This window comes from Paenibacillus selenitireducens (assembly GCF_002021565.1).
Classification (GTDB): Bacteria; Bacillota; Bacilli; order Paenibacillales; family Paenibacillaceae; genus Paenibacillus_K; species Paenibacillus_K selenitireducens.
Genome location: NZ_MSZX01000006.1, coordinates 254,606 through 280,591 on the forward strand (window position 1 = coordinate 254,606; position 25,986 = coordinate 280,591).

At 46.1% G+C, this 25,986-nt stretch carries 25 protein-coding genes and 2 pseudogenes; 16 read left to right on the plus strand and 11 right to left on the minus strand.

Annotated features, from left to right (window positions below):
* Positions 1–184: 184 nt before the first annotated feature.
* Positions 185–2,215 carry a Na+/H+ antiporter gene (locus BVG16_RS16930; RefSeq protein ID WP_078499855.1) on the minus strand — a complete coding sequence of 677 codons (2,031 nt, stop codon included), beginning with the start codon at positions 2,213–2,215 and terminating at the stop codon, positions 185–187.
* 121 nt (positions 2,216–2,336) lie between these two features.
* A complete protein-coding gene (locus BVG16_RS16935) occupies positions 2,337–3,581 on the minus strand; it encodes a glycosyltransferase family 2 protein (protein ID WP_078499856.1) in 1,245 nt (414 codons plus the stop codon).
* A gap of 720 nt (positions 3,582–4,301) precedes the next feature.
* Here BVG16_RS16935 and BVG16_RS16940 point away from each other — a divergent pair.
* A complete protein-coding gene (locus BVG16_RS16940; protein ID WP_078499857.1) occupies positions 4,302–4,829 on the plus strand; it encodes a phosphatase PAP2 family protein in 528 nt (175 codons plus the stop codon).
* Positions 4,830–4,912: 83 nt separating this feature from the next.
* A complete protein-coding gene (locus BVG16_RS16945) occupies positions 4,913–6,091 on the plus strand; it encodes an MGDG synthase family glycosyltransferase (protein WP_078499858.1) in 1,179 nt (392 codons plus the stop codon).
* Between the two features lie 204 nt (positions 6,092–6,295).
* Here BVG16_RS16945 and BVG16_RS34195 read toward each other — a convergent pair.
* From BVG16_RS34195 to BVG16_RS16960, 3 genes and pseudogenes are all read right to left on the minus strand, one after another.
* Positions 6,296–6,535 (minus strand): annotated as a pseudogene (locus BVG16_RS34195) (IS91 family transposase); the annotation flags it as partial.
* A gap of 115 nt (positions 6,536–6,650) precedes the next feature.
* Positions 6,651–7,424, minus strand: coding sequence for a tRNA (guanosine(46)-N7)-methyltransferase TrmB (gene trmB / locus BVG16_RS16955; protein ID WP_078499859.1), 774 nt, complete (start codon positions 7,422–7,424; stop codon positions 6,651–6,653).
* A 449-nt stretch (positions 7,425–7,873) separates the two neighbouring features.
* On the minus strand, positions 7,874–8,053 hold the full coding sequence (locus BVG16_RS16960) for a hypothetical protein (RefSeq protein ID WP_078499860.1): 180 nt from the start codon (positions 8,051–8,053) through the stop codon (positions 7,874–7,876).
* A 238-nt stretch (positions 8,054–8,291) separates the two neighbouring features.
* On the opposite strand from BVG16_RS16960, the gene BVG16_RS16965 reads away from it, so the two are divergent.
* The 6 genes from BVG16_RS16965 to BVG16_RS16990 all read left to right on the plus strand — a co-directional run bounded on the left by BVG16_RS16965 (position 8,292) and on the right by BVG16_RS16990 (position 12,905).
* Positions 8,292–9,245, plus strand: coding sequence for a TIGR01212 family radical SAM protein (locus tag BVG16_RS16965; RefSeq protein WP_078499861.1), 954 nt, complete (start codon positions 8,292–8,294; stop codon positions 9,243–9,245).
* A gap of 1 nt (position 9,246) precedes the next feature.
* Positions 9,247–9,858, plus strand: coding sequence for a tRNA (mnm(5)s(2)U34)-methyltransferase (locus tag BVG16_RS16970; protein WP_078499862.1), 612 nt, complete (start codon positions 9,247–9,249; stop codon positions 9,856–9,858).
* Between the two features lie 32 nt (positions 9,859–9,890).
* A complete protein-coding gene (locus BVG16_RS16975; protein ID WP_078499863.1) occupies positions 9,891–10,280 on the plus strand; it encodes a VOC family protein in 390 nt (129 codons plus the stop codon).
* Between the two features lie 53 nt (positions 10,281–10,333).
* On the plus strand, positions 10,334–11,302 hold the full coding sequence (locus BVG16_RS16980) for a type I phosphomannose isomerase catalytic subunit (protein WP_078499865.1): 969 nt from the start codon (positions 10,334–10,336) through the stop codon (positions 11,300–11,302).
* A 67-nt stretch (positions 11,303–11,369) separates the two neighbouring features.
* A complete protein-coding gene (locus BVG16_RS16985) occupies positions 11,370–12,299 on the plus strand; it encodes an alpha/beta hydrolase (protein ID WP_078499867.1) in 930 nt (309 codons plus the stop codon).
* Between the two features lie 105 nt (positions 12,300–12,404).
* Entirely contained in the window at positions 12,405–12,905 is a 501-nt protein-coding gene (locus tag BVG16_RS16990) for a L,D-transpeptidase (RefSeq protein ID WP_233147066.1), read from the plus strand.
* 80 nt (positions 12,906–12,985) lie between these two features.
* Here BVG16_RS16990 and BVG16_RS16995 read toward each other — a convergent pair whose 3' ends face one another.
* A complete protein-coding gene (locus tag BVG16_RS16995; RefSeq protein ID WP_078499869.1) occupies positions 12,986–14,758 on the minus strand; it encodes a B12-binding domain-containing radical SAM protein in 1,773 nt (590 codons plus the stop codon).
* Between the two features lie 180 nt (positions 14,759–14,938).
* Here BVG16_RS16995 and BVG16_RS17000 point away from each other — a divergent pair, with 180 nt between their 5' ends.
* The 3 genes from BVG16_RS17000 to BVG16_RS17010 all read left to right on the plus strand — a co-directional run bounded on the left by BVG16_RS17000 (position 14,939) and on the right by BVG16_RS17010 (position 16,155).
* Positions 14,939–15,244 (plus strand): ArsR/SmtB family transcription factor, encoded by a 306-nt coding sequence (locus BVG16_RS17000; protein WP_078499871.1) that lies wholly within the window; start codon positions 14,939–14,941, stop codon positions 15,242–15,244.
* A gap of 4 nt (positions 15,245–15,248) precedes the next feature.
* The gene (locus BVG16_RS17005; RefSeq protein WP_078499873.1) at positions 15,249–15,470 is read left to right on the plus strand and encodes an SRPBCC family protein; all 222 of its coding nucleotides are present in this window, start codon (positions 15,249–15,251) and stop codon (positions 15,468–15,470) included.
* A 310-nt stretch (positions 15,471–15,780) separates the two neighbouring features.
* Positions 15,781–16,155 carry an SET domain-containing protein gene (locus tag BVG16_RS17010; protein WP_078499875.1) on the plus strand — a complete coding sequence of 125 codons (375 nt, stop codon included), beginning with the start codon at positions 15,781–15,783 and terminating at the stop codon, positions 16,153–16,155.
* Between the two features lie 82 nt (positions 16,156–16,237).
* On the opposite strand, the gene lepB is transcribed toward BVG16_RS17010, so the two are convergent.
* From lepB to BVG16_RS17030, 4 genes are all read right to left on the minus strand, one after another.
* Complete coding sequence (gene lepB / locus BVG16_RS17015; RefSeq protein WP_078499877.1) at positions 16,238–16,801, minus strand: signal peptidase I; 564 nt, start codon at positions 16,799–16,801, stop codon at positions 16,238–16,240.
* Positions 16,802–16,833: 32 nt separating this feature from the next.
* On the minus strand, positions 16,834–18,633 hold the full coding sequence (gene recQ, locus BVG16_RS17020; RefSeq protein ID WP_078500137.1) for a DNA helicase RecQ: 1,800 nt from the start codon (positions 18,631–18,633) through the stop codon (positions 16,834–16,836).
* A 125-nt stretch (positions 18,634–18,758) separates the two neighbouring features.
* Positions 18,759–19,871: an ABC transporter permease gene (locus BVG16_RS17025; RefSeq protein ID WP_078499880.1), complete on the minus strand. Its 1,113-nt coding sequence runs from the start codon at positions 19,869–19,871 to the stop codon at positions 18,759–18,761.
* Entirely contained in the window at positions 19,868–20,845 is a 978-nt protein-coding gene (locus BVG16_RS17030) for an ABC transporter ATP-binding protein (RefSeq protein ID WP_078499882.1), read from the minus strand. The genes BVG16_RS17025 and BVG16_RS17030 overlap by 4 nt, the downstream gene beginning before the upstream one ends.
* Before the next feature lie 143 nt (positions 20,846–20,988).
* On the opposite strand from BVG16_RS17030, the gene BVG16_RS17035 reads away from it, so the two are divergent.
* The gene (locus tag BVG16_RS17035; protein ID WP_078499884.1) at positions 20,989–21,951 is read left to right on the plus strand and encodes an RluA family pseudouridine synthase; all 963 of its coding nucleotides are present in this window, start codon (positions 20,989–20,991) and stop codon (positions 21,949–21,951) included.
* Positions 21,952–22,063: 112 nt separating this feature from the next.
* On the opposite strand, the gene BVG16_RS17040 is transcribed toward BVG16_RS17035, so the two are convergent.
* Positions 22,064–22,603 (minus strand): C40 family peptidase, encoded by a 540-nt coding sequence (locus BVG16_RS17040; protein ID WP_078499885.1) that lies wholly within the window; start codon positions 22,601–22,603, stop codon positions 22,064–22,066.
* 324 nt (positions 22,604–22,927) lie between these two features.
* On the opposite strand from BVG16_RS17040, the gene BVG16_RS17045 reads away from it, so the two are divergent.
* The 4 genes and pseudogenes from BVG16_RS17045 to BVG16_RS17060 all read left to right on the plus strand — a co-directional run bounded on the left by BVG16_RS17045 (position 22,928) and on the right by BVG16_RS17060 (position 25,578).
* The gene (locus BVG16_RS17045; protein WP_078499887.1) at positions 22,928–23,353 is read left to right on the plus strand and encodes a MerR family transcriptional regulator; all 426 of its coding nucleotides are present in this window, start codon (positions 22,928–22,930) and stop codon (positions 23,351–23,353) included.
* Positions 23,350–24,147, plus strand: a pseudogene (locus tag BVG16_RS17050) (MFS transporter); the annotation flags it as partial. The gene BVG16_RS17045 and the pseudogene BVG16_RS17050, both read left to right, overlap by 4 nt.
* A gap of 54 nt (positions 24,148–24,201) precedes the next feature.
* Positions 24,202–24,654 carry a CBS domain-containing protein gene (locus BVG16_RS17055; protein ID WP_078499889.1) on the plus strand — a complete coding sequence of 151 codons (453 nt, stop codon included), beginning with the start codon at positions 24,202–24,204 and terminating at the stop codon, positions 24,652–24,654.
* A 171-nt stretch (positions 24,655–24,825) separates the two neighbouring features.
* Positions 24,826–25,578: a CPBP family intramembrane glutamic endopeptidase gene (locus BVG16_RS17060; RefSeq protein ID WP_078499891.1), complete on the plus strand. Its 753-nt coding sequence runs from the start codon at positions 24,826–24,828 to the stop codon at positions 25,576–25,578.
* The last annotated feature ends 408 nt before the right edge of the window (positions 25,579–25,986 follow it).

Genomic DNA, 25,986 nt, shown 5'->3' on the forward strand with positions numbered 1-25,986 from the left:
AGAAGAACCCACATCCCATTTGATCATTATCGTAAATGAACACATCACATGAATAGATATCATGGATCAATGGACCAGCCAACCAATGTCGGACAGGTGAGAAGCGGGTGCTTCTACTTGACTCTTTAGCTAAAACGTACTTGAATAATATATCACGTCGGACATGGGATGTCAAATATCATTTTTATTCGGTATCATTATACAGTCCTGCTTCAAAATAATTGACGCGCTGCCGGAGTGCAATGGCTATTTCGCGTGAAATCTCATTTTGCTCAAATAACGTCTGAATTTCATGCCGGGCAAATTGAACTGCCTTCAGCTGCATGGACATCCGCTGTTTATGATAGGGGTCCTCTGCCTTACGCCAGATGGTCCCCTTACGCTGCTTGGACATCTCCTCGCGATAATGCGCAATCACGGCCAATGCAACCGAGCGATTGGTCTCATTTATTTGCTTCCGCACAGCCGCAATAGCAGCCTCCGACATTTGATGTCTCGCTTGGCGGATCAAGTTCATCAACTCATCCGGCATGGCCGAATGAACGCGATGACGGTTTCTGAACCACATCTTGGATACGAACCAACGCAATCGATACAACACGCGATAGACCTTGACAATTTGGTGTTTGGACAGCAGCGCTTCCATTCTTCCAAGCGTCATCTGGAACGAATAGGCAAGTTCAGCCGTAATCTGCCCTGCTTCATGCATATGCTGCACTTCATGCTTCTCCGCTTGGATCGCGACGAGGCGAAGCCTTCTCTCCTCATCCTGGTTGGCAAGCTGCCTCATGGTCCCTTGTCTCATCATGCGTCTCATTTTGCGGTTGTATTCCGAAATGACCGATAATGCAGCCATTTTATTCGAGTCGTCCATTTCATCATGCAATGATCTCACCACGGCTTGCGTAATGCGGATGACGGCCTCCTTCTGCAGCCGTGTCTGTTCTTTTTGATTATCCCCTGCGCCTTTCTTAGATAACAATGGCAAGAGAATACTCGCTGAAATCAACGAGAATAAGATCACACCCGCCGCTAACAAGATCAGTAGATCACGCTCTGGAAAAGGTGACCCATCATCCAGAACCAGTGGAATGGACAAGGCCCCCGCCAAAGTAACGGCTCCTCGGACACCAGACAGGGAGGTTAACACCGCAGCTTTGAGTCGTCGAAGATGGCCGCCGTGCGGCTTCTGACCAAATGCCCATTCCCCGCCCCAAAAAAGATACAGCCATACGAAACGAATGCCCATCAAGCTGATCGATATGACTGTGATATACCCCAACACTTCGAAGATATGCGCCGTCCCACTTCCCGAGACCGCACGGGTTACATGAGGAAGCTGCAACCCTAAGATAACAAACACTAATCCGTTTAAGATAAAGACGATAACCGACCACGTACTTTCCGAGACTACACGTAACTTCATCATCATGGATTCCGTACGCTCACGCATCACCGCATGAATAATCCCACCCGCGACGACGGCAAGCACGCCAGATACACCGATTCCCTCCGCCAACAAATAAATGATAAATGGCGTCAGAATTTGAATTAACATTTGTACCGTAACGTCCTCAATGCCAAAACGACGAATCATGATGCGCAGGCCAATAATCAGATAGGAACATATCACACCGCTCAATAACCCTCCGATCGCGATGATAAAGAAGCTGAGGGAGGCTTGCACGATGGAGAAGGCTCCTGTCACCGTCGCCGCAATCGCAAATTTAAAGGCCACCAGACCAGATGCATCATTCATTAACGCCTCACCCTCTAAGAGACGCATGATGGATTTAGGCAACCGAACACGGCCAGCTAAGGATCCGACAGCCACCGCATCTGTCGGTGATAAAATCGCAGCTAACGCAAACGCCGCAGCCCAAGGTACGGTAGGAATCAAAGAATGCACGATCGTCCCTGCCAAGAACACCGTCACGAAGACCAGCCCTAGCGCGAGGAGCAGTATCGGAACCCTCATTTGCCACAGTTCCTCTCTCGATGTTCGTTTACCGTCATTGAACAGCAGCGGTGCAACGAACAAGACAAAAAACAGCTCAGGATTCAAAGGGAAATCCATGACAGAGGGAAGGATGGCTGCAATCACGCCAAATGCAATTTGAATCAATGGGACCGGGACAAATGGCACGAACCGATTCACCACGTTAGATAACCCCACGATCCCGAGCAGCACGAGTATATTTAGGAATAGCTCCAAGGCTAGATCACCTCCTATCTAACCTTTTTACCCATTTTTCATAAAAAGAAAGCGGGCCAGGCGCAAAATAAGCGCAAGCCCGCTTGATCGATGTATAAAATACTTTTGAAATCTGCGAATCTTAAGAGGCCTGCTCGCTCTGAACTTCTTCTAAGCGAACGACACGTGTATGTTGCGTGTGGCTCCAAGTTTTGTTGTTCTGTGTGAAGAACGCATATACCGTAATCGGATACCAAGATAGCAAGTAAATCGGGAACGTAATCAACGATACATAAATTCTCCACGATTTCACGCCTTCCAAGATCAACGCAAGGATGAACGTAACAGAAGACGCAATGAGCGTCGCCGCAGCGACCCAGCCCGGTAGGAACTGATAGAACGTCGTGATGTTAGGACCGTCAAAGAATGCCCAATCCACCCACAGCACACCGGATAAAATAAATGTCAAGAATACGGTATACACGGTAATCGTGTACAACGCCATATCGAATTTAGCTAAATTTCTTTCTTTAATCGAACGCCATAACAATGGGAAAAAGTAACGGCGCGCCACGGTAAAGTGACCTTGCATCCAACGAAGCCGCTGGCGGGAAGACGCTTTGAAGGTTAACGGCTTCTCGTCAAATACCTTAGCATCATAGTTAAACACGGGATTAATGCCGCGGGATACGCAACGTGCGGTAAATTCCAAGTCTTCAACCAAACTTGTAGCTCCCCAGCCCATATCTTTTATGAGCGCTGTCTCGAAGCACATTCCCGTGCCACCTAAGAAATTGGCCATGTTTAGATTTTTACGGGACAACTGCCATAGGCGGTTACAATACCAATAAGTTACGCCATATGCTGCTGTAATCCATGAATCATGCGGGTTCTTCGTATCCAAGTAACCTTGGATGACACGAGCACCATTACACAAATCGTTGTTCATTTCATTCAAGAATTCTGGATCTGCCAAGTTATCCGCATCGAACATCACGATGGCATCATACGACTTTGGCTGCTTCCACAACTCCTTCAGCATCCATTCAATCGCATACCCTTTACCACGCAAGTTCTGATTGCTGCGTTCGCAAGCAAATACGCCTTCGTAGCCGCGAACGATCTTCGCGGTATTATCTGTACAGTTATCGCAAATAACAAAAATATCGTACATATCTCTTGGATAATTTAATTTCAATAAATTTTCGACTAACGCCCCAACGACCGTCTCTTCGTTATGTGCTGCCACGAGTACAGCAAAGGTCTTCGTGGGTGCGTGTTGGACTTTCTTTTTCCTCTTGATGATTCCTGCCAGCGAAAGCGTAAATTGATACAGCCCGATAACCGCCAGCAAGACCTGTAGTACAACCATAATGACGTCTAGCATACAGTTGATACCCCCTTTTGCCCCTTTAATATTGTCTTTGTTTGTTTTTTTCTCTCTCTAATTTAACTTGCATCTGTACATTATGCGCGATTTGTAAAGCGATTTGCAACTTCTTTCATAAATCTTACAAATCCTTTTACATTCTTCGCATTAATGATTCTCTTCTCTTTATAAACATTTGTCAAAACCGATCTAGGTCTCCATTTTCGGAATTTAACCCCAAATAACCTAAGGGATCTCCACCTAAACCTGCTTATGTCTTATTTTCATCCAAATTCACGGTTTTTATTTCGCAAATCCCCCCTTTTTTCAGATGATTTTCATATTTCCATACTCTACCTTAACTTTAATAACGTAACAACAGGACAAAATGTTCATCTCCCCCCATCGAATTCACACAATATTCACATTTTCAAGCAACCTGTCCTTAAGCCGAAATACAAGCCTAAATAAAAAAATTTGAATAGACCGAGGATGCCAGCCTCATACTTTCAATACGTTTACACAAAATCAGAAACCATTTCATTTAAATTTAATAATTGAGTTGTACAATGACATCAGGCGGATGAGAAACCCTCTGTTGAGGCCTTCCGGAGATGAGCGACCGCGTCGAAATACAGCTTTTATCGCTAATTAGAACGTGTGTTTTCTTAAATCCGAAAACTTATACTTTCTAATGTGGTAAAAAAATGTGGTAAAATAAAATGCGGAGGGGATTCAATGAGCCGTGTTTTCAATTGGTTGCTGCAGCGTGAGGAACGGATTTTTCTATGGATTAACGGCCGCCTGCATAACAAAATACTAAATTTCATATTTCCAAACTTAACACATCTTGGCGGAGCGACATTCACCATTGTCTTTACAGCTACGCTTGCCATACTGGCGCCACATCCTTGGAATCGAGTAGGCCTTCAATCGCTTGTTGCATTAGGGCTCAGTCATATTCCCGTCGCCATTATCAAAAAAGCATATCCGCGTATTCGTCCGTATTTGGTTCATCCACAGACGAATACATTCCGAAAACCGCTCGTTGATCATTCATTCCCGTCAGGGCATTCGACAGCGATTTTCTCCATGCTTATTCCGTTTATGATTCAATTTCCGGTTCTCAGTCTACTCGCCTTGCCGCTAGCCTTATCCGTTGCGTTGTCACGTATTTATTTAGGGCTGCACTATCCATCAGATTGTTTTGCGGGCGCATTCATAGGGTCTTTATTCGCAGCTATCACCGTATCTTTTTGGCCATAAATCGACAGAGAAGAAGTTCAAGATTCATTTTCTTCATAACATGAGGAAGGCGTAACGCCTTTCTAGGGGATTGGTGAACCACGGTGAGAAAAAAAAGAGTACTGTTGTTATCCGAAGGTTTCGGCGCAGGTCATACCCGAGCTGCCCATGCATTATCACGAAGTCTTAAGCGACTTTCACCACATATCCAGACACGCGTGTTCGAACTTGGATCCTTCTTAAATCCAACCATTGCCCCATGGATCTTGGCCGCTTATCGCATAACCGTTAGTGCGCGCCCTCGATTCATGGGGATGGTCTACCGATATCAATACAACAAATCCATTAATCGTATATCCTCCTTAGCTTTGCATCGCATTTTCTACACACAGACGTTGAACATGATTCGACAGCTTAAGCCAGATGTCATCGTCTGTACACACCCAATCCCGAATGCCGTCATTTCTCGACTTCAGCGACTCGGTCTCCATGATATCCCCATCGTCACCCTTATCACGGACTACGATGCCCATGCCACATGGATTACCCCCGAAGTTCATTCGTATCTTATCTCCACGCCCGAGGTCAAAACCAAAATGCTTCAACATAGCGTACCTTTATCGAAAATTGTCGTCACAGGCATTCCTGTACATCCCGATTTTTGGCAACAGCATAACAAAGAAGAAATCCGGGCTCGTTATGGTCTCAAAGATATGCCTACAGTACTAATGATGGGCGGCGGCTGGGGGCTTATGAACCATTCCAAACTCATTGAATTTATGACCCGTTGGCGAAAAAACATCCAATTCATCTTCTGTCTTGGCAATAATGAAAAAGCACGCAAAAAACTTGCTGCAGAACCCCGCCTGCAACATGAACATGTCCATTTACTGGGATATACGCATGAAATCGATAAGCTCATGGAAGTCTCTGACCTCCTGATTACGAAACCCGGCGGCATCACGTGTACGGAAGGTCTAGTGAAAGGCATCCCGATGCTCTTCTTTGCCCCGTTACCGGGACAAGAAGAAGAGAATTGCCACTATTTCACAGAACATGGATACGGAGAACCGATCCGTTCCTTGGATACGGTCGCAGAATGGATGGTTCGATTGAGCCAAGATTGGGAGCATTTGCGCCATATTCGCCAGGAACATATGGGTAATATTGAACGATTTCACCCTACAGCATGTGCAGAGGCCATCCTCAACCTTTTGGGACAAGAGACTCATGGAATGTATCCTCGACCGTTACGGAATGAGGTCAGGATTGTGGATGCATGAAACCTGACCGACTGCCAGGACCTTGCTTAATTCCATACGTTTCCCGTATGGGGGAGGGATGGGTATGGGGTTCCAACCGCTGTTGAAATCGTGTTGTTTGAATTTATTTATGCGGTAATAACACGATTTCAAAGGCGGACGCTTTCGCTTTTCCACCCCATACCCATTCCCTCTTCTGTTCTACTTTGGTACGGCCTTCTAATTCATTCCACCCATTGTGACCAGCATATGAATATGGTATTACAGTTAATCCGTGCACCTAATGTATACAGTCCTGCGATGATGCCAGGAGTAACCTTATGCTTCTTTACGAAATACTCTTTCACTATACGAGCAGCTTCGTCCATGAAATCTTTCAACAGCTTCTCTCGATGGCACCAAAATAAGTCCGATCGTCCCTCATCGATCGTAAAGACAACGCCGATGGTTCACTTGAAATACATCGAGGCCTTTCGAAAATGAGCGACCGTGGTTAGATGTAGGTTTTATAAATTCTATTGTAGTCAAAAAAGGTGCTCTCCCACCGGAGGCACCTTCTTCGTCGATAGTATAGAAAAAATTAAACGTCCTGCGTATCATCCTGATCGTCTTCATCACGAAGTTCAGCTTCATCATGCGCTGCCTTCAGGGCTGCCGCTTGTTTGCGATCCTGATAAGAACGCATCGCTTCTTCCCCAATAATGACTTCAACCCGATGAATGTTCATGCCTTTTCCCATAAATTTCGATTCGTATTCTGTCATGACATGCTCTTCGTTAATTCCATCCCGATGGAGGTTAAGCGAAATGTTCGTCATTTGTAGACCCATATCCGCGAAAGAATTTAAGGAGAACTCGAATAAGGTTTCCGAATCCGTCTTAAAATGAATCTCTCCGGTTGCATTCATCATTTCGATATATTTCTCCACGAAGCGCGGATGCGTTAGCCGGCGGCGCGCATGGCGGGCTTTAGGCCAAGGATCGCTAAAGTTCAGGTAGACGCGATCGATTTCGCCCGGTGCAAAAATCTCTTCGATTGTCTCGATATTTGCACGCGCAAGCGCCACGTTCGGAGGGCTGTCCACACCTTGAGCTGCCCAAATGGCTCTGGCCTTATCACTCGCACGACGCACCAATTCATCGTACATATCAACGCCGATGAAATTTACTTCCGGATATTTCGCACTCATACCGCTCACGAATTTGCCTTTTCCCATGCCAAGTTCCACATAAATCGGACGGTCATTGCCGAAGAACTCGTGCCAACGACCTTTATACGTATGGGGCTCGAGAACAACGAGATCCGTCTGTTGTTCGAGGTTCTCTCGAATCCCTTTTCTTCCTCTTAAACGCATGATAAATCCTCCTAAGCTATTCTAAAGCTTTATTGTGCCGAAGAAACCGGAAAAAGTAAAGGAAATCCTGTGGGGACGGTTTAACGGCAGAACGTGATTTCTGGGATAAAAATATGAGAAAACCTTGACGAATTAATAAGCTCTTTGTGTGTATGACGGACATAAGAGCCCTTATTGTCTACTATACTCACAGATTAGCCCTTTAGCGGACACAGAATCCCTTATTCCATTCGAATCATGAGAATATAGCCTAAGTATAGCAAAATTAGGTCTCCTGTGTCCGTTCACCCTGCATTTTGAATGCTTTTTGTACAATTAAGGTCTCCTGTGTCTGTTCAATTCCTCCAAAAAACTTATACTTTCCATCCTTATTAAAAAACCCCGTGAGCATCGCTAAAGCGAAGCTACGGGATCAAGCTTGTGAAGACGGTTGTATGAATAAACTGCGATTAGTGTTCGATTGCTATATCGTACTGACGTTCAATAGCTGTGTTGAGCTTGCGGCGAGCAGATGCAGCAACTTCACGGTTCTCGTTAAACCGAATCCCGGTTAATGCCATCGCTTCGTTCACAGTCAGTTCTACCAGTACTTTCTCGTTTCCTTGTGAACTCTTAACATCGGTAACCATTGACATCACCTCTTAGCGTTATTGTGCACAGAAATAAGAATTAATATGAGATCAACATGGAAAAAAGCTTGTAAATCCTTTGCTGAGCTTGCTTGTAATATAACATAACATGTAAGGTTTTGCAAGAGGAAATTCGTCTGTTTCAGCGTCTTTTCCAGTTAATAAATTCGATTTTTATATTTTTTTTGGTACAATAGAGGGTATGATTCTGTAAGTACAAAAGGAGCAAGCATCATCCATGATAACGACTGAACCGAATCTTCCGCTTCTCTGGGGAGATAAACGATTTCATACGTGGAACTCTGAAATGCGCGAGCAGTTCGGAGACAAAGTATTCAAAGTCATGCTAGACGCTGGCTTCACCTGCCCGAACCGAGACGGTTCGATTGCGAAGGGCGGTTGTACGTTCTGCAGCGCTCGTGGATCAGGCGACTTCGCCGGCAGCCGTCGCGACGATCTGGTCACGCAGTTCAATAAAATTCGTGATTTGCAGCATCAAAAATGGCCGAATGCGAAATACATCGGTTACTTCCAGGCGTATACGAATACGTATGCCCCGGTTGAAGAACTGCGCGAATATTACGAGGTCATCTTGCAACAGCCAGGTGTCGTCGGTCTATCGATCGCGACGCGTCCGGATTGTCTGCCGGATGATGTCATTGAATACTTGGCCGAGTTGAATGAGCGCACTTACTTGTGGGTCGAAATGGGCTTGCAGACCGTGCATGAATCCACTTCCGAGCTGATCAATCGTGCTCATGATACGCAGTGCTATCTGGATGCCGTGGCCAAGCTGCGCAAACACAACATCCGTGTCTGTGCTCATATCATTTACGGGCTTCCGCAAGAATCCCATGAAATGATGCTCGACACGGGACGCGCCGTATCGCAGATGGATGTTCAAGGCATTAAGATTCACCTGCTCCACCTCATGCGCAAGACGCCGATGGTGAAACAATACGAAGCTGGCTTACTTCGTTTCCTGGAGAAGGACGAATACGTGAAGCTGATCGTAGATACCTTGGAATTTTTGCCGCCGGAGATGACTGTTCACCGTCTCACGGGGGATGCGCCGCGCGATCTGTTGATCGGGCCGATGTGGAGCCTCAAGAAATGGGAAGTGTTGAACGCCATCGATGCCGAGCTGAAAGAACGCAACACTTGGCAAGGCAAGTTCTGGAGGGGGCGCTAAGATGGGCTTTCTCTCCGTGCTCAGCTATGCGCAGAAGCTGGTAGCCGAACGGGCGCAGCCCGGCGATATTGTCGTGGACGCCACGGTCGGAACCGGGGTGGACACGCTTTTTCTCGCGAAGGCGGTGGGCGCGAAGGGCACCGTCTTCGGGTTTGATATTCAGCCGCTCGCGCTAGAGCTTGCTCGCGAGCGGCTGAATGCGGCCGCGCCGAGCGCAGCTGGCGCGGTCGTGGCCGCAGGCCTCACCGATGCTCGGCTGCTGCTTCGCAGCCATGCCGAGCTTGCGGCGGCACTGCCGGCGACGGTGCACGGGCACGTCGCCGCCGTGATGTTCAATCTCGGCTACCTGCCGGTGGCCGAGATTGATGCCTCGGCGCGCGTGATTACGCTCGCCGAGACAACGCTGCCTGCGCTTGACGCCGCACTCGACGTGCTGCGCCCAGGCGGGATCATAACGATCGTCGTCTATCCCGGCCACGAAGGCGGCGAGACGGAAGGCGATGCCGTCGAAGCTTGGGCAACTAAGCTCTCTGCCATTCGAGGGCAGGCCGTCATCTATCGCATGCTGCAGCGGCCACAAGCGCCATATGTCATAGCCGTCGAAAAGCGATGACACTATTATCTAGTAAAAGGGGAATGAAAATCATGGCCGTTCGTAAAATCGAGCATGTTGGAATTATGGTTCAATCATTAGAGAAATCCATTACCTTTTATCAGGATATCATTGGACTTCAATGCTTACATATTCTACAGCCCAGCGAAACCGTCCGCCTTGCCTTTCTGGCATTTCCCGGAGCCAAGGAGACCGAGATCGAACTCGTTGAGAAATCGACGAATAGTGAATTTCCCGCGGAAGGGAAAGTTCATCATCTTGCGTTCACCGTCGAAGATATCGAAGGCGAGATGACTCGTCTTCAATCCTTAAACCTGAAGCTAATTCACCAACAGATTGTTACACTTCCGAATGGAGGCCGTTATTTCTTCTTTGAAGGACCTGACGGCGAGCAGCTTGAATTTTTTGAGCCAGCTCGATAAAACCTACACCTACACATAGGATGTTTCACTACGAAAGGAGCACATATATTATCATGACAAAAGCATATCCATTACAATTTAAAGCTGAAATGAAAGAAAAAGTTTGGGGAGGCCGCGCGCTTGAGCAATTCGGACTCGACATGCCAGACGGCGCCATTGGCGAAGGCTGGATGATCAGCGATCACCCGAACGGTCTTACACAAGTCATTAACGGGGAATTCGCAGGCTTAAACCTTGAACAAATCCGTACCAAAGTAGGGAAAGACTGGTTCGGCACACATGCCAACATCGATGCGGATACGCGCTTCCCGCTGCTTATTAAATTGCTTGATTGCAATGACGATTTGTCCGTGCAAGTTCATCCGAATGATGATTATGAGAAGCTACCTCCAGGGGAATTGGGCAAAACAGAAATGTGGTATGTGCTCGACGCCAAACCGGGTGCCAAAATTATTTACGGTCTGAAATCCGGCGTCACGCGCGAACAGCTCGCGCATGCCCTAGAGAACAATGAAGTGATGGATACCCTGCAAGAGATAGAAGTTGCTCCTGGCGACTCCTTCTATATCCCTGCAGGAACCGTTCATGCCTTATGCTCCGGCGTTGTCGTTGCCGAAATACAACAGAATTCCGATACGACCTACCGTCTATACGATTACAATCGTCCAGGCCTTGACGGCAAGCTTCGCGAATTGCACATTGAAGATTCCTTGAATACCGTTGCGTTTGGCGGTTCAGGCGCTACGTACATGAAGACGGATAACGCGCAACCGAACGAGTGGTTGACGCTTGCTAAATCTCCTTACTTCCTTGTGGAAAAAGGAGTCGTTGCGAACCCTTGGAAGCTTGCGACATCCGCAGAAAGCTTCGTTGTTCTTATCGTCTGCGAAGGAGAAGGACAGTTAGTCTGGTCTGATGGCACCGAGGAACTTAAAGCGGGCCAATGCTTCTTACTTCCTGCAAGCCTTGGCGAATACACGCTTGAAGGGCATTGCACAGTCATACGTTCTACCTTACCTTAATACGATAATCTTAGCTAAAGCGCAGCTTCCCGCTGCGCTTTAGCTTTATAGAGAAAGGATGATCCGCATGCAATCACAGTCATTTACGCTTCAAGACGGTGACAACTATACGCTCCACGTCTATCATTGGCATCCTGAACCAGAGATTCCCGTACGGGGAATTGTCCAAATTGCGCACGGTATGGCAGAGACAGCAGTTCGTTATGAACGTTTTGCTCAAGCATTAACTGAAGCCGGTTATATCGTCTACGCCCATGACCATCGCGGCCATGGACGCACAGCCCAATCATTTGAACAATTAGGCTACCCAGGAGAAGACGGCTTTAATTGGATGGTCCGCAACATGGCTCAAATCAGCGTACATATCCGTGAAACCCATCCGAATACCCCTCTTTATCTGATGGGTCATAGCATGGGTTCTTTTCTGACCCAAAAATATATGTATGAACATCCAGAACTCGTGAACGGCATTATTCTGTCCGGTTCCAATGGACCCAGATCCTTATTGGGAAGCGGCCGTGCCCTAGCGAAGGTCCAAATGAAGCTGCAAGGCGAACGTCATCCGAGCGCGCTCCTAAACGCCATGTCCTTCGGATCCTTCAACCGAGCATTCAAACCGAATCGTACCGGATTCGATTGGTTAACCCGGGATGAAGCCGAAGTCGATAAATTTATTGATGATCCCATGTGCGGATTTATCTGTTCAACGGCATTTTTCTATCAGTTCTTCGGACTGCTGCAAGAAATTCATTCGCCCGCAAATTTGGACCGGATTCCGAAGGATCTCCCGATCTACGTCTTCTCTGGATCTCAAGACCCTGTCGGTGCTCATGGCAAAGGGGTCCGCAAACTTCTATCGCTCTATGAGAAGTTGGGACTCTCCCATGTCTTAGCCAAGCTGTACCCCGACGGACGACATGAGATGCTGAATGAAACCAATCGCGATGAGGTAACTACGGACGTGATTGCGTGGCTAAATCAGCGAAATCCGCGTTAATCCCTGTTCGCTAAAGCTCACCCCATATAATTCATTGGGACATACAACAATTGACCGTTGATCTCATAGAATGGTGCATAACACCATTCGGAGAGGTGAACTTGGTTGAAGAAGCTGTTCGTTACCGGTATTCTCTTTACTTTGCTATGGATGATCTTTTTTCCTACGTCTAGCCATGCAGAAGCCGCAAAGCTAGATAGCAAGTACACGGAATACGCCCAATTTATTGTCATTGATAAGTCGACGAACAAGTTGACGTACTACGAAAAGGGGAAAGCCATCAAGACCTTCGCTGTAGCTACAGGCAAAAAGTCATCGTACACGCCTGAAGGACTGTTCCGTATTCATGAGAAAATCAAAAACAGACCTTACTACAAAGAGAAAATCAAAGGCGGTGATCCGAAGAATCCGCTCGGTGACCGCTGGTTAGGCTTGGAAGTGAAGAAGAACGGAAGCACGTCCTATGCGTATGGCATTCATGGTAATAGTAATGAATCCTCCATCGGCAAATATGTATCCGCGGGCTGCGTTCGCATGCATAACAAGGAAGTTCGTTGGTTGTACGATAAGATTAAAATCAATACAATGGTACTCATTCAAAAATAAAAATCCGTAAACCGCAGTTAAACAAAAAGCGATGGCTCTCGTAAGGCTTCAGAGAGCTATCGCTTTTTATATTGGTCTATCTATAACGTTTCAGCCACGTGGATAGGCATCGTGAAGTAAATCGGCTTCTCCGTGTCATTCTGTTGATATAATACAATCAACAAGGTAGGTTGTTCAACCTTTTTCGACGGTGCTTCTTCCCCAATTAAGGACGGTAAGTCAAAAGGAAGGACTTCAATAACCGCATGCTTTTGTAATTCCTTCTCATTTAATCCTAATGCCTTAAATGCTTCCGACACCGATTCCGGGTGTTGTGCGATATGCTTGATATGCGCCGCCCATTCACTCTTCTCCAGCGTGAAGTCCCACCATATTTTACGTGGCTTGTACTTGTGATTTAAGAAATAATCGAACTTCATAAGCCCGAGGATCACATCCATCTGTTGTGTCTCGCGGGATGTCAAGAAGCTGTATAACCGTGTGAATAAATCCTCCAGCTGATGGCCAATTTTCTGCCAACCTTGCTCTTCCCAGAAATCTCCGAACGATTGGAAGAAGTCAAACGCAGAATCAAATTCCTGCGTGATCAAATATTCAAGTGTATGGTTCATCCGATGCGCGTTCCAATATTTCTCCAGTACATCCTCCACCCGCTTGATGCGAACCAAATCGGAGAAAGGCAGAATATCATTGCCGAGAATCTCATATGGCGCATGATCCATGAAGATATAGTTGTATTTGCCTGCGTCATTACGCATGCCTGTACCGCGCAGCATTTTGAGGAAACCAAGCTGCAGCTCCTCAGGCCGCAACGCAAATACGTCATTGAACGTGTTGCGGAACGTATCGTAATCTTCCATCGGGAGTCCAGCAATTAAATCCAAATGCTGATCAATCTTCCCGCTATCCTTCACCTTCTGAACGGTACGTGTCAGCTTCGCGAAATTCTGGCGGCGTTTGACGAGTTCGTTCGTTTCATCATTCGTCGACTGAACGCCGATTTCGAATCGAAAGACGCCTGGCGGCGCATGTTCAGCTAGATAATCAAGAACTTCCGGACGCATGATATCTGCCGTAATCTCGAATTGGAATACGCATCCGCGGTGATTTTCAATCAAAAATTGGAACATTTCCATCGCGTAGTCGCGCTTGATGTTAAAGGTACGGTCGACGAATTTAATTAACTTCGCGCCGTTGTCGATCAGATAGAGAATATCCGACTTAGTCTGCTCAATATCGAAATAGCGAACACCAACTTCAATCGAAGAAAGGCAGAATTGACAGTTAAACGGGCAGCCTCGGCTTGTCTCGAAATAGACAATTCGCTTCGATAAATCAGGTAAATCCTCCGCAAACCGATGCGGGGTCGGAATTTTGTCCAGTTCCAGCTTGGGGCGGCCCGGCATGATGACCACTTCATCCCCCTTGCGATAGGCAAGACCATAGACGAAATGATATTTTTGCGAGCCTCGGATCTCAGTCAAGAGATGATGGAACGTCTCTTCCCCTTCGCCCATGACGATAAAATCAAGATCCTGTACGCGGTTCATCCAGTATTCCGTATCATAGGAAACTTCGGGACCGCCAAGGACGATCTTCACTTCCGGCATGATCTTCTTGACCATTTGGATGACTTGAATCGTCTCTTCGATATTCCAGATATAACAGGAAAAACCGATAACCTCCGGCTTCCGGCGGAACAGGTCGGATACGATATTCATCACGGGATCTTTGATTGTGTACTCGGCGAGCTCGATATCCGGGAAATCCTTCTCACTGAAAGACTTCAGGAAACGAATCGCGAGCGATGTATGAATATATTTGGCATTTAGTGTGGATAGTACGACTTTCATGAGATAACCTCGTTTGTATGTGAATTAGATCCGTATCAGATCAAAGTTGCTCATTATATTATAGTGATCTTTATCACGCGAATCCAGTCTATTGTCTTAAAAAGGCTGCAACACCTATTTATTTACAAATGAACCCATTTCATTCAATATATAACCATAAGGTTATATGAGGAGCTGCACATGACAGATATCTACCGCGCATTAGGCGATGCTACTCGCCGTACCATCCTACATCAGTTGGCTCAAGGTGACAAAACCCAGACCGAAATCGTGCAAGCTTTTGCGATCTCCCAGCCCGCCGTCAAAAAACATCTCCAAATTTTATTAGACGAAGGACTCATCCATGAACAAAAAGACGGAAAGTACCGACGTTACAGCTTAGACCGAACAATACTAAGATCGGCGTATCAAACCCTGTTCGAGGATATGGGCTACATTTTAGAAGATCAGCTAACTAGCCTGCAAACTTATCTGAAAGGAAAGTGAACCCATGAATTCCACGCAATCTGTAAAAAGAGATATTCTGATTCAAGCGCCCATCGAAACCGTATGGCAAGCTTTAACGCAGCCAGAACACTTGAATCGCTGGTATACGAAAGATGCGAGCGTTGACTTTCGAGTTGGCGGGCAAATGAAGCTCGCTCATGGCTGGGGTGTCCATACCTTCGCTACGATCACTGAAATTACTACGACGATTTCGAGACAATGTTGAACGAATGCATGCTCCAGGATGTATTAACGCTCGTTATATGGCGAGACGCTCAATTGCTCCAGTTCCATTGCGGCATTGCCCCTTATCCGAAAGCCTATAGCGCCTAATTTACCAAATGAGCAGGCTGCATGTTATAACGGCAGCCTGCTCTTTGGTATAGATATTGGGAAATCCAGGTATTCTACTGTAGGGAATACATCATACTTCCTTGCCTTTTTACGCCGAGTAGGATAAAGTGAATATTTTCAACGTTGTCCAGTGAACATCATAACAAGAACACTAGAAACTAAAGAACGTGTAGGTGACGAACATGATTGAGATCAAGACTTCCAAACTGAGTGATGGCGAGTTTAATCGCGGAGTATTTGCAACATGTGATATACCGAAGGGTGCTCTTATCCATGAAGCACCGGTCATTCCTTATCCCAATGAAGACCATGAATTCATTGAGAAAACCATCCTTGACGATTACGTATATGAATACGGCGTGAACCACTCCGCTGTCCTTTTAGGATACGGCAGTTTGTTTAACCACTCCTATACGCCTAATGCCGTATATGACATTAACTTTGATCAACACACATTTGATTTTTATGCTCATACAGACATTAAGGCGGGGGAAGAAATATTAATTAACTATAATGGTGATGTGGATTGTGATGATCCATTGTGGTTTATGAAATAGAACAAGTTGCTGCTTTAATAAAGAAAACCAGTCTATGCACGAAATATCGCGCTGGACTGGTTTTTTATGGATGGAATCATCTCTATGATGGGAATATCTTAATCCCCATCACATGATCCAGTGGAATATACCCAATGTCTCGGCTATCTCGGCTATTGTTGCGATTATCCCCCATCACAAAAATGTGTTTTTCCGGCACGATCCATTTGCTGTCTGACACGTAATTCATCGCTTCTTTGATGTAAGGCTCCTCCAATGCTACTCCGTTACGATAAACTCGATGTTCTTTGAACTCCAATACGTCTCCCGGTTTCCCCAAGACTCGTTTCACATAAAACGTATGGTCGCCGTATAAACTCCCCTTCATTATAAGCTGAAGCAACGGATGTTCTACGAGATCATCTTTGAAATCACGGCTTCGCTCAACACGACTGTCGATCACAACAATATCCCCGTATTTCGGTAAATAAGAGAAGCTATGCGATAATTTCGATACGTAGATCCGCTGCTGATCATTCAACGTAGGATCCATGGAATGCCCATCCACCTTATAGGGTTGAATCACAAAAATACCGATGATAAGCGCAAGCACAAAACCTACTCCAAACGTACTTACCCAACTGATGATCTTTTTTAGCGTCTTCATTAATTCAAAAACTCCCTCCTTCGGATACTGCTCTAGTCTTCTAGGCTATAGCTTTCCTGCGTGCTCCGTTCTTGAAAGAATTGTAGAAAGGGTTGCCCATAGTTGCGAAATTTCTGCTCCCCGACCCCTTTGATCCGAAGCATCGCTCGCTCGGTTATTGGACATACCTCCGACATCTCACGAAGTGTCGCATCGTTGAAAATAATATAGGGCGGAACTTTCGCCTTCGCTGCGAGATCGCGACGAATGAGACGGAGCTGTTCGAATAGCGTCTCGTCCATAGAGCCTGGTGCCGCTTCGGGTTCTTTATGCACCTTCTGGAACACCTGTCGTTCGCCTTTCAGCACATCGACGGCAAGCTGTTGAATTTTCACAATCGGATATTGACCTTCGGATAACATGAGATACCCTTCGGCAATCAGTACATTAATTAAATCGCTGATTTCTTTCTCGGTCGACTTCCGCATCACCCCATACGTAGGCAGCTGGTCGAAGCGGTATTGCAGCACTTTCTTGTTCTGCGAACCTTTCAATACACTCGCAATCATCGACACCCCGAAGCGTTCACGCATGCGGTGGATGCAAGAGAAAATCTTCTGCGCTTCGATCGTGATGTCAACGAGTTCACGCTCATCCTTACAGGAGCTGCAAATCCCGCAAGGCGTCTGTTCAGACGGATCTTCGAAATAATCCAAAATCGCGTTGTTTAGGCAATTCGGTGTATAACAATAATCCACCATGGTCTGCAGCTTGCGGTAATCATTGGATTTACGCTCGGGCGATTGCATATTCTGCTCAATTAAGAACTTCTGTGTAATAATATCCTGCGGATTAAACAGAAGAATACACTCGCTTGGCTCGCCATCCCGCCCGGCGCGCCCTGCTTCTTGTACATAAGCTTCCATATTTTTTGGCATATTGTAGTGGATTACCCAGCGTACGTTACTCTTATCAATCCCCATGCCGAACGCATTCGTCGCCACAATGATCCGTATATCATCGTAGATAAATGCCTCTTGATTATGAGCACGTTCATCATCCGTCATGCCGGCATGGTACTTCCCTACATTCAAGCCTTTGCGACGCATCGCCGTCTGAATTTCATCTACTTCCTTACGCGTTGCCGCATAGATGATACCTGGCTGTGAGCTATGCGACTCTGCATAGCGCATCACGAAATCACGTTTATTCTCTCCGCGCAAGACGTTCATGGCCAGGTTGTCGCGCCCAAACCCGGTTACGTAAATATTCGGTTCGGATAGACACAATAACCTTGCCATATCTTGCGTTACTTCCGGGGTTGCAGTTGCTGTGAAAGCCGCTAGAATCGGACGGCGCGGCAGGCTGCGGACGAATGGCGCAATTGCGAGATAACTTGTCCGAAAATCATGTCCCCATTGGGATACGCAGTGCGCTTCATCAATGGCGATGCACGAAATGTGAAGCGACTGCATCCGCTGGATGAAAGATTCGGCTTCCAACCGTTCCGGCGCGACATACAGCAGCTTGATCTTCCCGCTCATCGTCGCTTGCATTCGTTCGTTTACTTCCTTCCCCGAAAGGGTGCTATTAATGAACGTCGCCGAAATGCCAACACTGTTCAACGCATCGACCTGATCCTTCATTAATGAAATCAAAGGCGATACAACGATCGTCGTTCCCGAAAATAAGAGCGCCGGGATTTGATAGCAGATCGACTTTCCACCACCTGTCGGCATAATACCTAATGTATCTTGACCTTCGAGCAAGCTCGTAATAATCCGTTGCTGTCCTTCTCGAAAGGTGGGGTAACCAAAATATTGCTGCAATAATTGCTGTGCTTGTTCTAACATGTAATCTCTCCCATGCGTTTCATCAACTTTCTCCATTTTACTATAATTATGGGGCACTTGCATAAACCTTCTGTGAATACAACAAAAGCACGTTCGATGATGAACGTGCTTCGTCCAGATATTCCTTACTCCCACTTAAATGTAAAGCTGGCAACGATAAACGCTACAATCATCCACGCGCACAGCATCAAGCCTTCACTCCAGAGCTGGGACAGCCCGGCTCCAACGTTCATGATCTGCCGAAGGGCTGTACTTAGATGAGCGATCGGTAACGCCTTAATAATCGGCTGTAAGAAGGAAGGCATGCTCTGAATCGGGAAGAATACACCGCCCAAGAACATCAGCGGGAATGAAATGAAGCCTGCAATCGGCCCCGCACTCTCCGGCGTCTTCGCCAGACCCGCAATAATGAAGCCGATGGCCATAAAAGCCAGTGTTCCTACGATCACGAAAGCGAGTAATAAAGCCCATGATCCATTCATTTGGGTACCAAACACGAATGAGCCGATAAGCAATACGATAAGAGCCTGGGCACCATTCAAGATCAACCGCGCCGTAATCTGTGCTGCAATGAATGTGGAGGACTTGAGCGGCGTGCTCTGCATGCGGCGAAGCACGCCCCGCTCCCGCCATGACGCAATTTGAGCAGCAACGCCGTTCAAGTTATTCGACATAATCATCATCGCTACGATCCCGGGTACAAGAAAGTCAATGTACTTCAAGTTGAGGGATTCAATCCCTTTGGGTGTTATGGTCACGACGGGTGAATACTTCGCGATGGACTTACTAATCCCATCTACTACTTGAGAGACAGCATTGAGAGCAGTTCCTGCTTTCTGTGCTTGCGTCTCATCATAGAACACATCAACCGTTCCCGGCGGAGCAGTTCCCGTCTGACTCGTGGCAGCTTGAAGCTTCTCCCCATATCCTTTCGGGATAATGATCACCATCTGGTTATCACCCTGCCGTAATTTTTCCATGGCAGCTTCTTGCCCTTCCGATGTATCCAGCTTCAGAATCTCCTTCTGTTCATCCAGTGCTGCAATGAATGCCCGCGATTCGGTGGTCTGATCTAAATCAATGAGCCCACCATAAATGGTATTCCCACCGCTATTACTGAATAGATAACCGAACATGACCATGAAGAATACCGGGAAAAACAACGTAAAGAACAACACTTGCCGATTTCGGCCGAACAGCCGCAGCTGTGCAATTGTTAATTGTCCGTAAGCTCTCATTCTTCCCTCAAGCTCCTTCCGGTCATATGAATGAATACGTCTTCTAATGTCGCAGTTCGTGTTAATAAATCCATGAACTCGATATCCTCTGCCTTACAGTGTTCAATGAACTCCGTTAACGTCTGCTGTAGATCATCCGTGTAGAGTACATAGGTGTCTTTGCGGAACTCAGCAATTCGCACGCCGCTTAACGTATGCAGATGCTGTAATAGTCCTTGCTGACGTGCTTCAGGCCATTGCAGCTCTTCAGAAATGCGAAATTCAATCGCACTCTCCGAGTTCATATTCGAAATGAGATTCCGCGGCGTATCCAAGGCAATGACTTTGCCGCGATCCATCAAGCAAATTCGATCACAGAGCAGCTGGGCTTCATCCATATAGTGTGTGCTTAAGACAACCGTTTTCCCGCGATCTCGCATTTGCAATATGATATCCCATAACGTGCGTCGTGCCTGAGGATCCAGACCCGTGGTTGGTTCATCCAGAAATACGACCTGCGGATCATTCACGAGTGCGAGCGCAATCGCGAGACGCTGCTTCTGCCCACCCGATAGATTTTTCACGCGGTCGTTCAACTTCTCTTCCAGTGTCACGCTCTGAAGCAGCGGCCCAATTGGTACCGTATGCTCATAAAAGCTCGCATACATTTTCGTGATTTCTTTTACCTTGAGGAGCTCGAATAACGATGTGGATTGCAATTGTACACCAATGACAGTTTTCACTTTATTCAACTCTGTCCGCGTATCGTAACCCGCAACCTTCGCTCTCCCCTCATCAGGTAGTCGCAATCCTTCGATCATCTCCATCGTTGTCGTCTTGCCTGCGCCATTCGGACCGAGTAGTCCAAAAATCTCTCCTCTGCGTACATCAAAATCGATCCCGTCCACCGCCGTGAACGAACCGTACCTTTTTCGGAGCCCTTGTACTTCAATAATAGGTTCTCCTTGTTCCTGTTGCTGAGCGTTCGAAGTCACCGTTTCCCCTCCAATCGTTCAATTCCAAACTTTTCCTATTATAGCATATCTGAAACCAATGTACTTCATGGTATTTCCGCGCCCTTCATGATATAGTAAGTGCCATAACCTGATGAAAAGATCAAGATTTGGAGCGAATATACATGAACAAAAAACCACCTAAATTCCGCAAAAAAGCACCTGCACCACCCAAGCCGCGTCCGGGCAAACATGCGCCTATTCCACCGAAGACCTATGAGGTAAAAGAAGCAACCGAGCTTCTCGCGTTTCTATTAACCCATATGACCCAAGAAGGCCGTAATGCCATCAAATCTGTGCTTAGCCGCGGCCAAGTATCCGTCAATGATAAAGTCGTCACCTTATATAACCACCCACTTCAACCGGGACAGACCGTAACGATTCGGAAGGAAAAACCAATTGAGCTGCCTCCGTTAATTGGTCTTCGGATCATTCATGAGGATGAGGATATCCTCGTTATCGAGAAAGAAGCCGGATTGCTATCGGTGGCAACGCCGCAAGAAAATGAAATGACCGCCTATCGACAGCTCACGGCCTATGTCCGTGCAAAGGATGCAGACAACCGCATCTTCGTCGTACATCGTTTAGACCGAGACACGTCTGGCGTCATGATGTTTGCAAAGAGTGAGAAAGTACAGCAAATCATGCAGAATGCATGGAAAGAGATGGTGGAGGAGCGCCTCTACGTAGCACTTGTTGAAGGCAAAGTGAAACAACAAGAAGGTACGATTTCATCCTGGCTGAAAGAGAACAAAGCGATGAAGATGTACTCCAGCAAGTACCCCAATGACGGACAACATGCTGTGACTCATTACAACGTGATGCAATCCAATCGCCAGTATTCATTACTGGAAGTTCATTTGGATACGGGACGTAAAAATCAAATCCGTGTGCATATGCAGGACATCGGACATCCGATTGCCGGCGACAAAAAGTACGGTGCCCAGACGAAGCCTATTGGTCGTCTTGGACTTCACGCCCGCGTATTATCCTTTACGCATCCAACAACCGGGGAAGCACTGCGATTCGAGACCAGCATTCCCAAACCATTTCTGAACTTCTCCAAAGGAGATGCACCGAACGTTTAAGCTGTTGTTCCGAAGTCGAACATCTTCTACAGTTTCATACCCAAATCACAAAAGACAGCAGATCCTCCCGCGTGGGAGTACATCTGCTGTCTTATTTACTTCGCTATATGAATTATAGGACGCGGCGTGCGGTAACATAGTTTCGATCCCAAGCACTGCCTTTAAAGTCCGAAATCGTAACGCCTATCCCCTTTTTATACGTATGAAGCAATTTGCCATTCCCCATGTATACACTTACGTGATTGATTTTTCCATCGCGATTCGTGTCAGAGAAAATCAAATCTCCTGGCTGCAAATTACTCTTCGATACATATTTGCCGGCTTTGGCTTGTTTTATGGATGTCCGCGGAAGATTAACGCCCACTTTTTTATAAATATATTGTGTAAAGGAAGAGCAATCAAAAGATTTCGTGCTTCCTGACGGTGCGCCAAAATTATATGGAACTCCTAAGTACTTCTTCCCTGCAGAAATCACGGTGCTTGCTTTGGAACTGCTGAATGCCGTTACCTCGTTAGCGGATGAGGATTGATCTGCTTTTGCAGCTTGTGCCCCTTTCGGCATAACGAACATGCTTCCTGTGATCGCAATGGACAAGCTAAGGCTAATCCCTAGCATCATTTTGATGATACGGTTCTTCTTGCTATTATTCATTTCACTTCCTCCAAGTACTGTAATATTGTGGGCGATGTGACTGCCTAAACAAACAGTAACATATTTGTAACCTCCATAAATTACCACGAACAGCGCAAAACCTTGCTAGAATGGATCTAAGCCTTGATTATTAAAAAACGATTAAAATTTTGTAACTATTAATGCTTGACTTTAGCTGAAATATAAAATTATGGATTTTATATGATAATAGATAAGTATCGATACTTTCGATTTGAGACGGATTCTATAACATTTACGTTGACGTTAAGGTTAAGGCTGTGATATTTTATTCTACGTTAAAGCGACGGCGAAGGAAGGTGAACAATGAACAACTATAAAATCGAAGAAGTCTCCAAGGAATGTGGACTTACGAAACGGACGATTCGTTATTATGAAGAACTCGGATTGCTCTTCCCTCCGGAACGGAGCGAGGGAGGATACCGACTCTACTCGGACAAACATATTGAACGCCTAAAACAAATCACAAATGCGCGCGATGTGCTGGGGGTTTCATTACAGGAGATTCAGGAGTTTGTCACCATGAGTGAAGAATTCATGAGTATGCGTCAAGGCATCCGTGAAACAGAGGATCGGGCCGCCAAGCTCAAGAAGATCGAAGATCTAGAAGAAAACATTATCAAACAGCGGCAATTAATTAATCAGAAGTTAGAAAAATTAATGGATTTTCGTAACCACATCGATGAACTGAATCAACGGGTACAGGAAGCCAAAACCAAATATCAATCCTAATTCTATACGAAGCGGCGATCGGACTCGGTATTTCCGTAGGTCCTTTACTCGGCGGCGAATTAGGCTCCATTTCTTGGAGAGGCCCCTTCCTCGGTGTAGCAGGATTAATGGTTATTGCATTTATTGGATTATCCATATTAATGCCTTCTACACGGAAGAAACAAGCCGCAACTCCAGCCCCTGCAGCGAAGAAAACATCCATCGCGGACCCTTTCCGTGCCTTGAAGCATCGCTCGCTTTTGGTATTCGGGATTACGGCTTGTCTTTATAATTTCGGGTTCTTTACGCTGCTCGCCTACGCGCCATTCGTTATGGGACTCGATGAGCATGGTTTAGGGTATGTTTTCTTGGGATGGGGTGTATTGCTCGCGTTCACCTCCGTCTTTATGGCCCCGATGCTGCAACGTAAATTCGGCACGATTAAATCCATGTGTGCGATGTTATTCTTGTTCGCCGTTGTGCTTGTCATTATGGGTATTTGGACCACGACACAGTGGGTCATCATCGCTGCTGTTATTATTGCTGGTGCACTTCTCGGAAATAATAATACGCTGATCACAACGGGGGTCATGAATGCGGCTCCAGTCGAACGTTCGACAGCTTCTGCTGCCTACAGTTTCTTACGCTTCATTGGCGGCGCGATTGCACCGTTTTTTGCAGGAAAATTAGCGGAATGGTATAACCCACATGTTCCATTTATTGTAGGTGCGGCCTTCGTACTCGTATCCGTCCTCTTTATCTGTATGAACAACAAGTATGTGAAACATGTCGATGACGTTGAATCCGCGCATTAATATAATGATCATATCCAATGGATTCGTACGAACTGATCAGGGGGGCGACATTAAATGCAAGCTCATGAGATTATGATCAAACAAGTCTACAAAGTAAAAGAAAATGATAAAATACGCGCGGTGATTGAGAAATTCATCGATCATCATATTAGCGGTCTCCCCGTTGTGAATGATCGGAATGAAATTGTCGGATATATTAGCGACGGAGATATTATGCGGTATATCGGCAAACATGAGGATAAAGTCATCGATTTCTTCTTCTATCTCGCCGTGTTCCAAGGTGATGTTGATGAATTCGATGCTCGGACCGAAGCACTGCTCAATGCAAATGTGATGGACATCGCGAAGCGAAAAGTGACAACCGTCGCTTGGAATGAGGAAATTGAGAACATCGCAGCGATTCTCGGCAAAAAACAAATTAAAAAACTGCCCGTGCAGCGCAACGGCGTTCTTGTAGGCATTATTAGCCGCGGTGACGTGATCCGGAACGTGTTCAAAATCAAATAGTCAACACCCTCCATAAAAGTCGAAGTCTCTTGCTATGCAAGGATTTCGGCTTTTTTGCATACTTCATATCTTGCATGTACCTAAAGAAAACTTAAATTGACAAAAGTTGGAATTCTAGTATGATGAGTACGCTAACCATCCTCTATTTTTAGAAAGGAACGATGAACACGCATGACAACACGCTCGAAAAAAGCATCATTCTCCGAAAGGCACCCGATTTGGACTGTTACCATCCTAGAGTTGCTACTGATTGTCACGCTTTTTGCAGCAGGAGCTTATGTAACCATTCAAGAAATTGATATTTTCTCCCCTGTTGCCATCGCCTTTATCCCGGTTACGATTGCATTACTCATTTATTTATCGGTTAGAGGGAAATGGTCAGCGCTTGGATTCAGCTCCTTGTCCAACATTGCCGCGAAGAATTGGATTTTCTATCTACCGCTTCTTGCCATTCTGATTACCCTCTGCTTAAAAGGCTTCAAGGAGAATTCGGGATCCGATATTCTCTTGTATGTGGGATTTACGCTCATGGTGGGATTTGTGGAGGAGACGCTCTATCGCGGACTCATTCTTCAAACCTTGCTGCGCAAAAGCGTCGGTGCTGCAGTCATCACGTCCAGCATCCTGTTTGCGGTTACGCATGTACTGAATATTCTATCAGGCCAAAATACCTTCGATACCATTCTACAAATCGTCTATGCCCTGCTCGTCGGGTTGGCGCTGGCTTTGCTCATCATAAAAAACCATAATATTTTCCCGTTAATCATTTTTCATTTCCTACATAACCTGATCCAATTCCTAGGCAACGAAAGCAAGATAGGCTATGACTTAACCGTCATTTTCATCCTGATCGTCCAATGTGTCTGGGTGGTAGCCGACTTGAAGAAAAAGCCAGTGCAACCTCCTGTTCAAACAGGACTATAGTACATTTTGGTGTTCGGTAGGGATTGAGGTTTGACAACTTCATTAAAATCTGTATATACTTCTGCATAGAAGTACAAATCATAAACTTGAGGATGAGGTGGAAAGGAAATGGAAATTTTATCGACTGTTCTTAGAAGAGATTTACCTTAACACGGGAGAAGTCTGCCCATTTTTAACGTTAAGCTAATCCGAGAACAGTAGATAAAAACACGATCCTTTTCTTGCTGACATCGTTCCTAGTGGGTAAGGTGTGTTCACCTTACCCACTTTTTTTTATCCCATAAACCTACATCTAATCGCGGTCGCTCATCTTCGACAGACCTCGATAAAGGTTTTCGCATGTCAGTTGAATACCCACATTTATCATGCTGTTCTCCCGATTGGCTGAAGAGTCAAATCAAAAGGAGA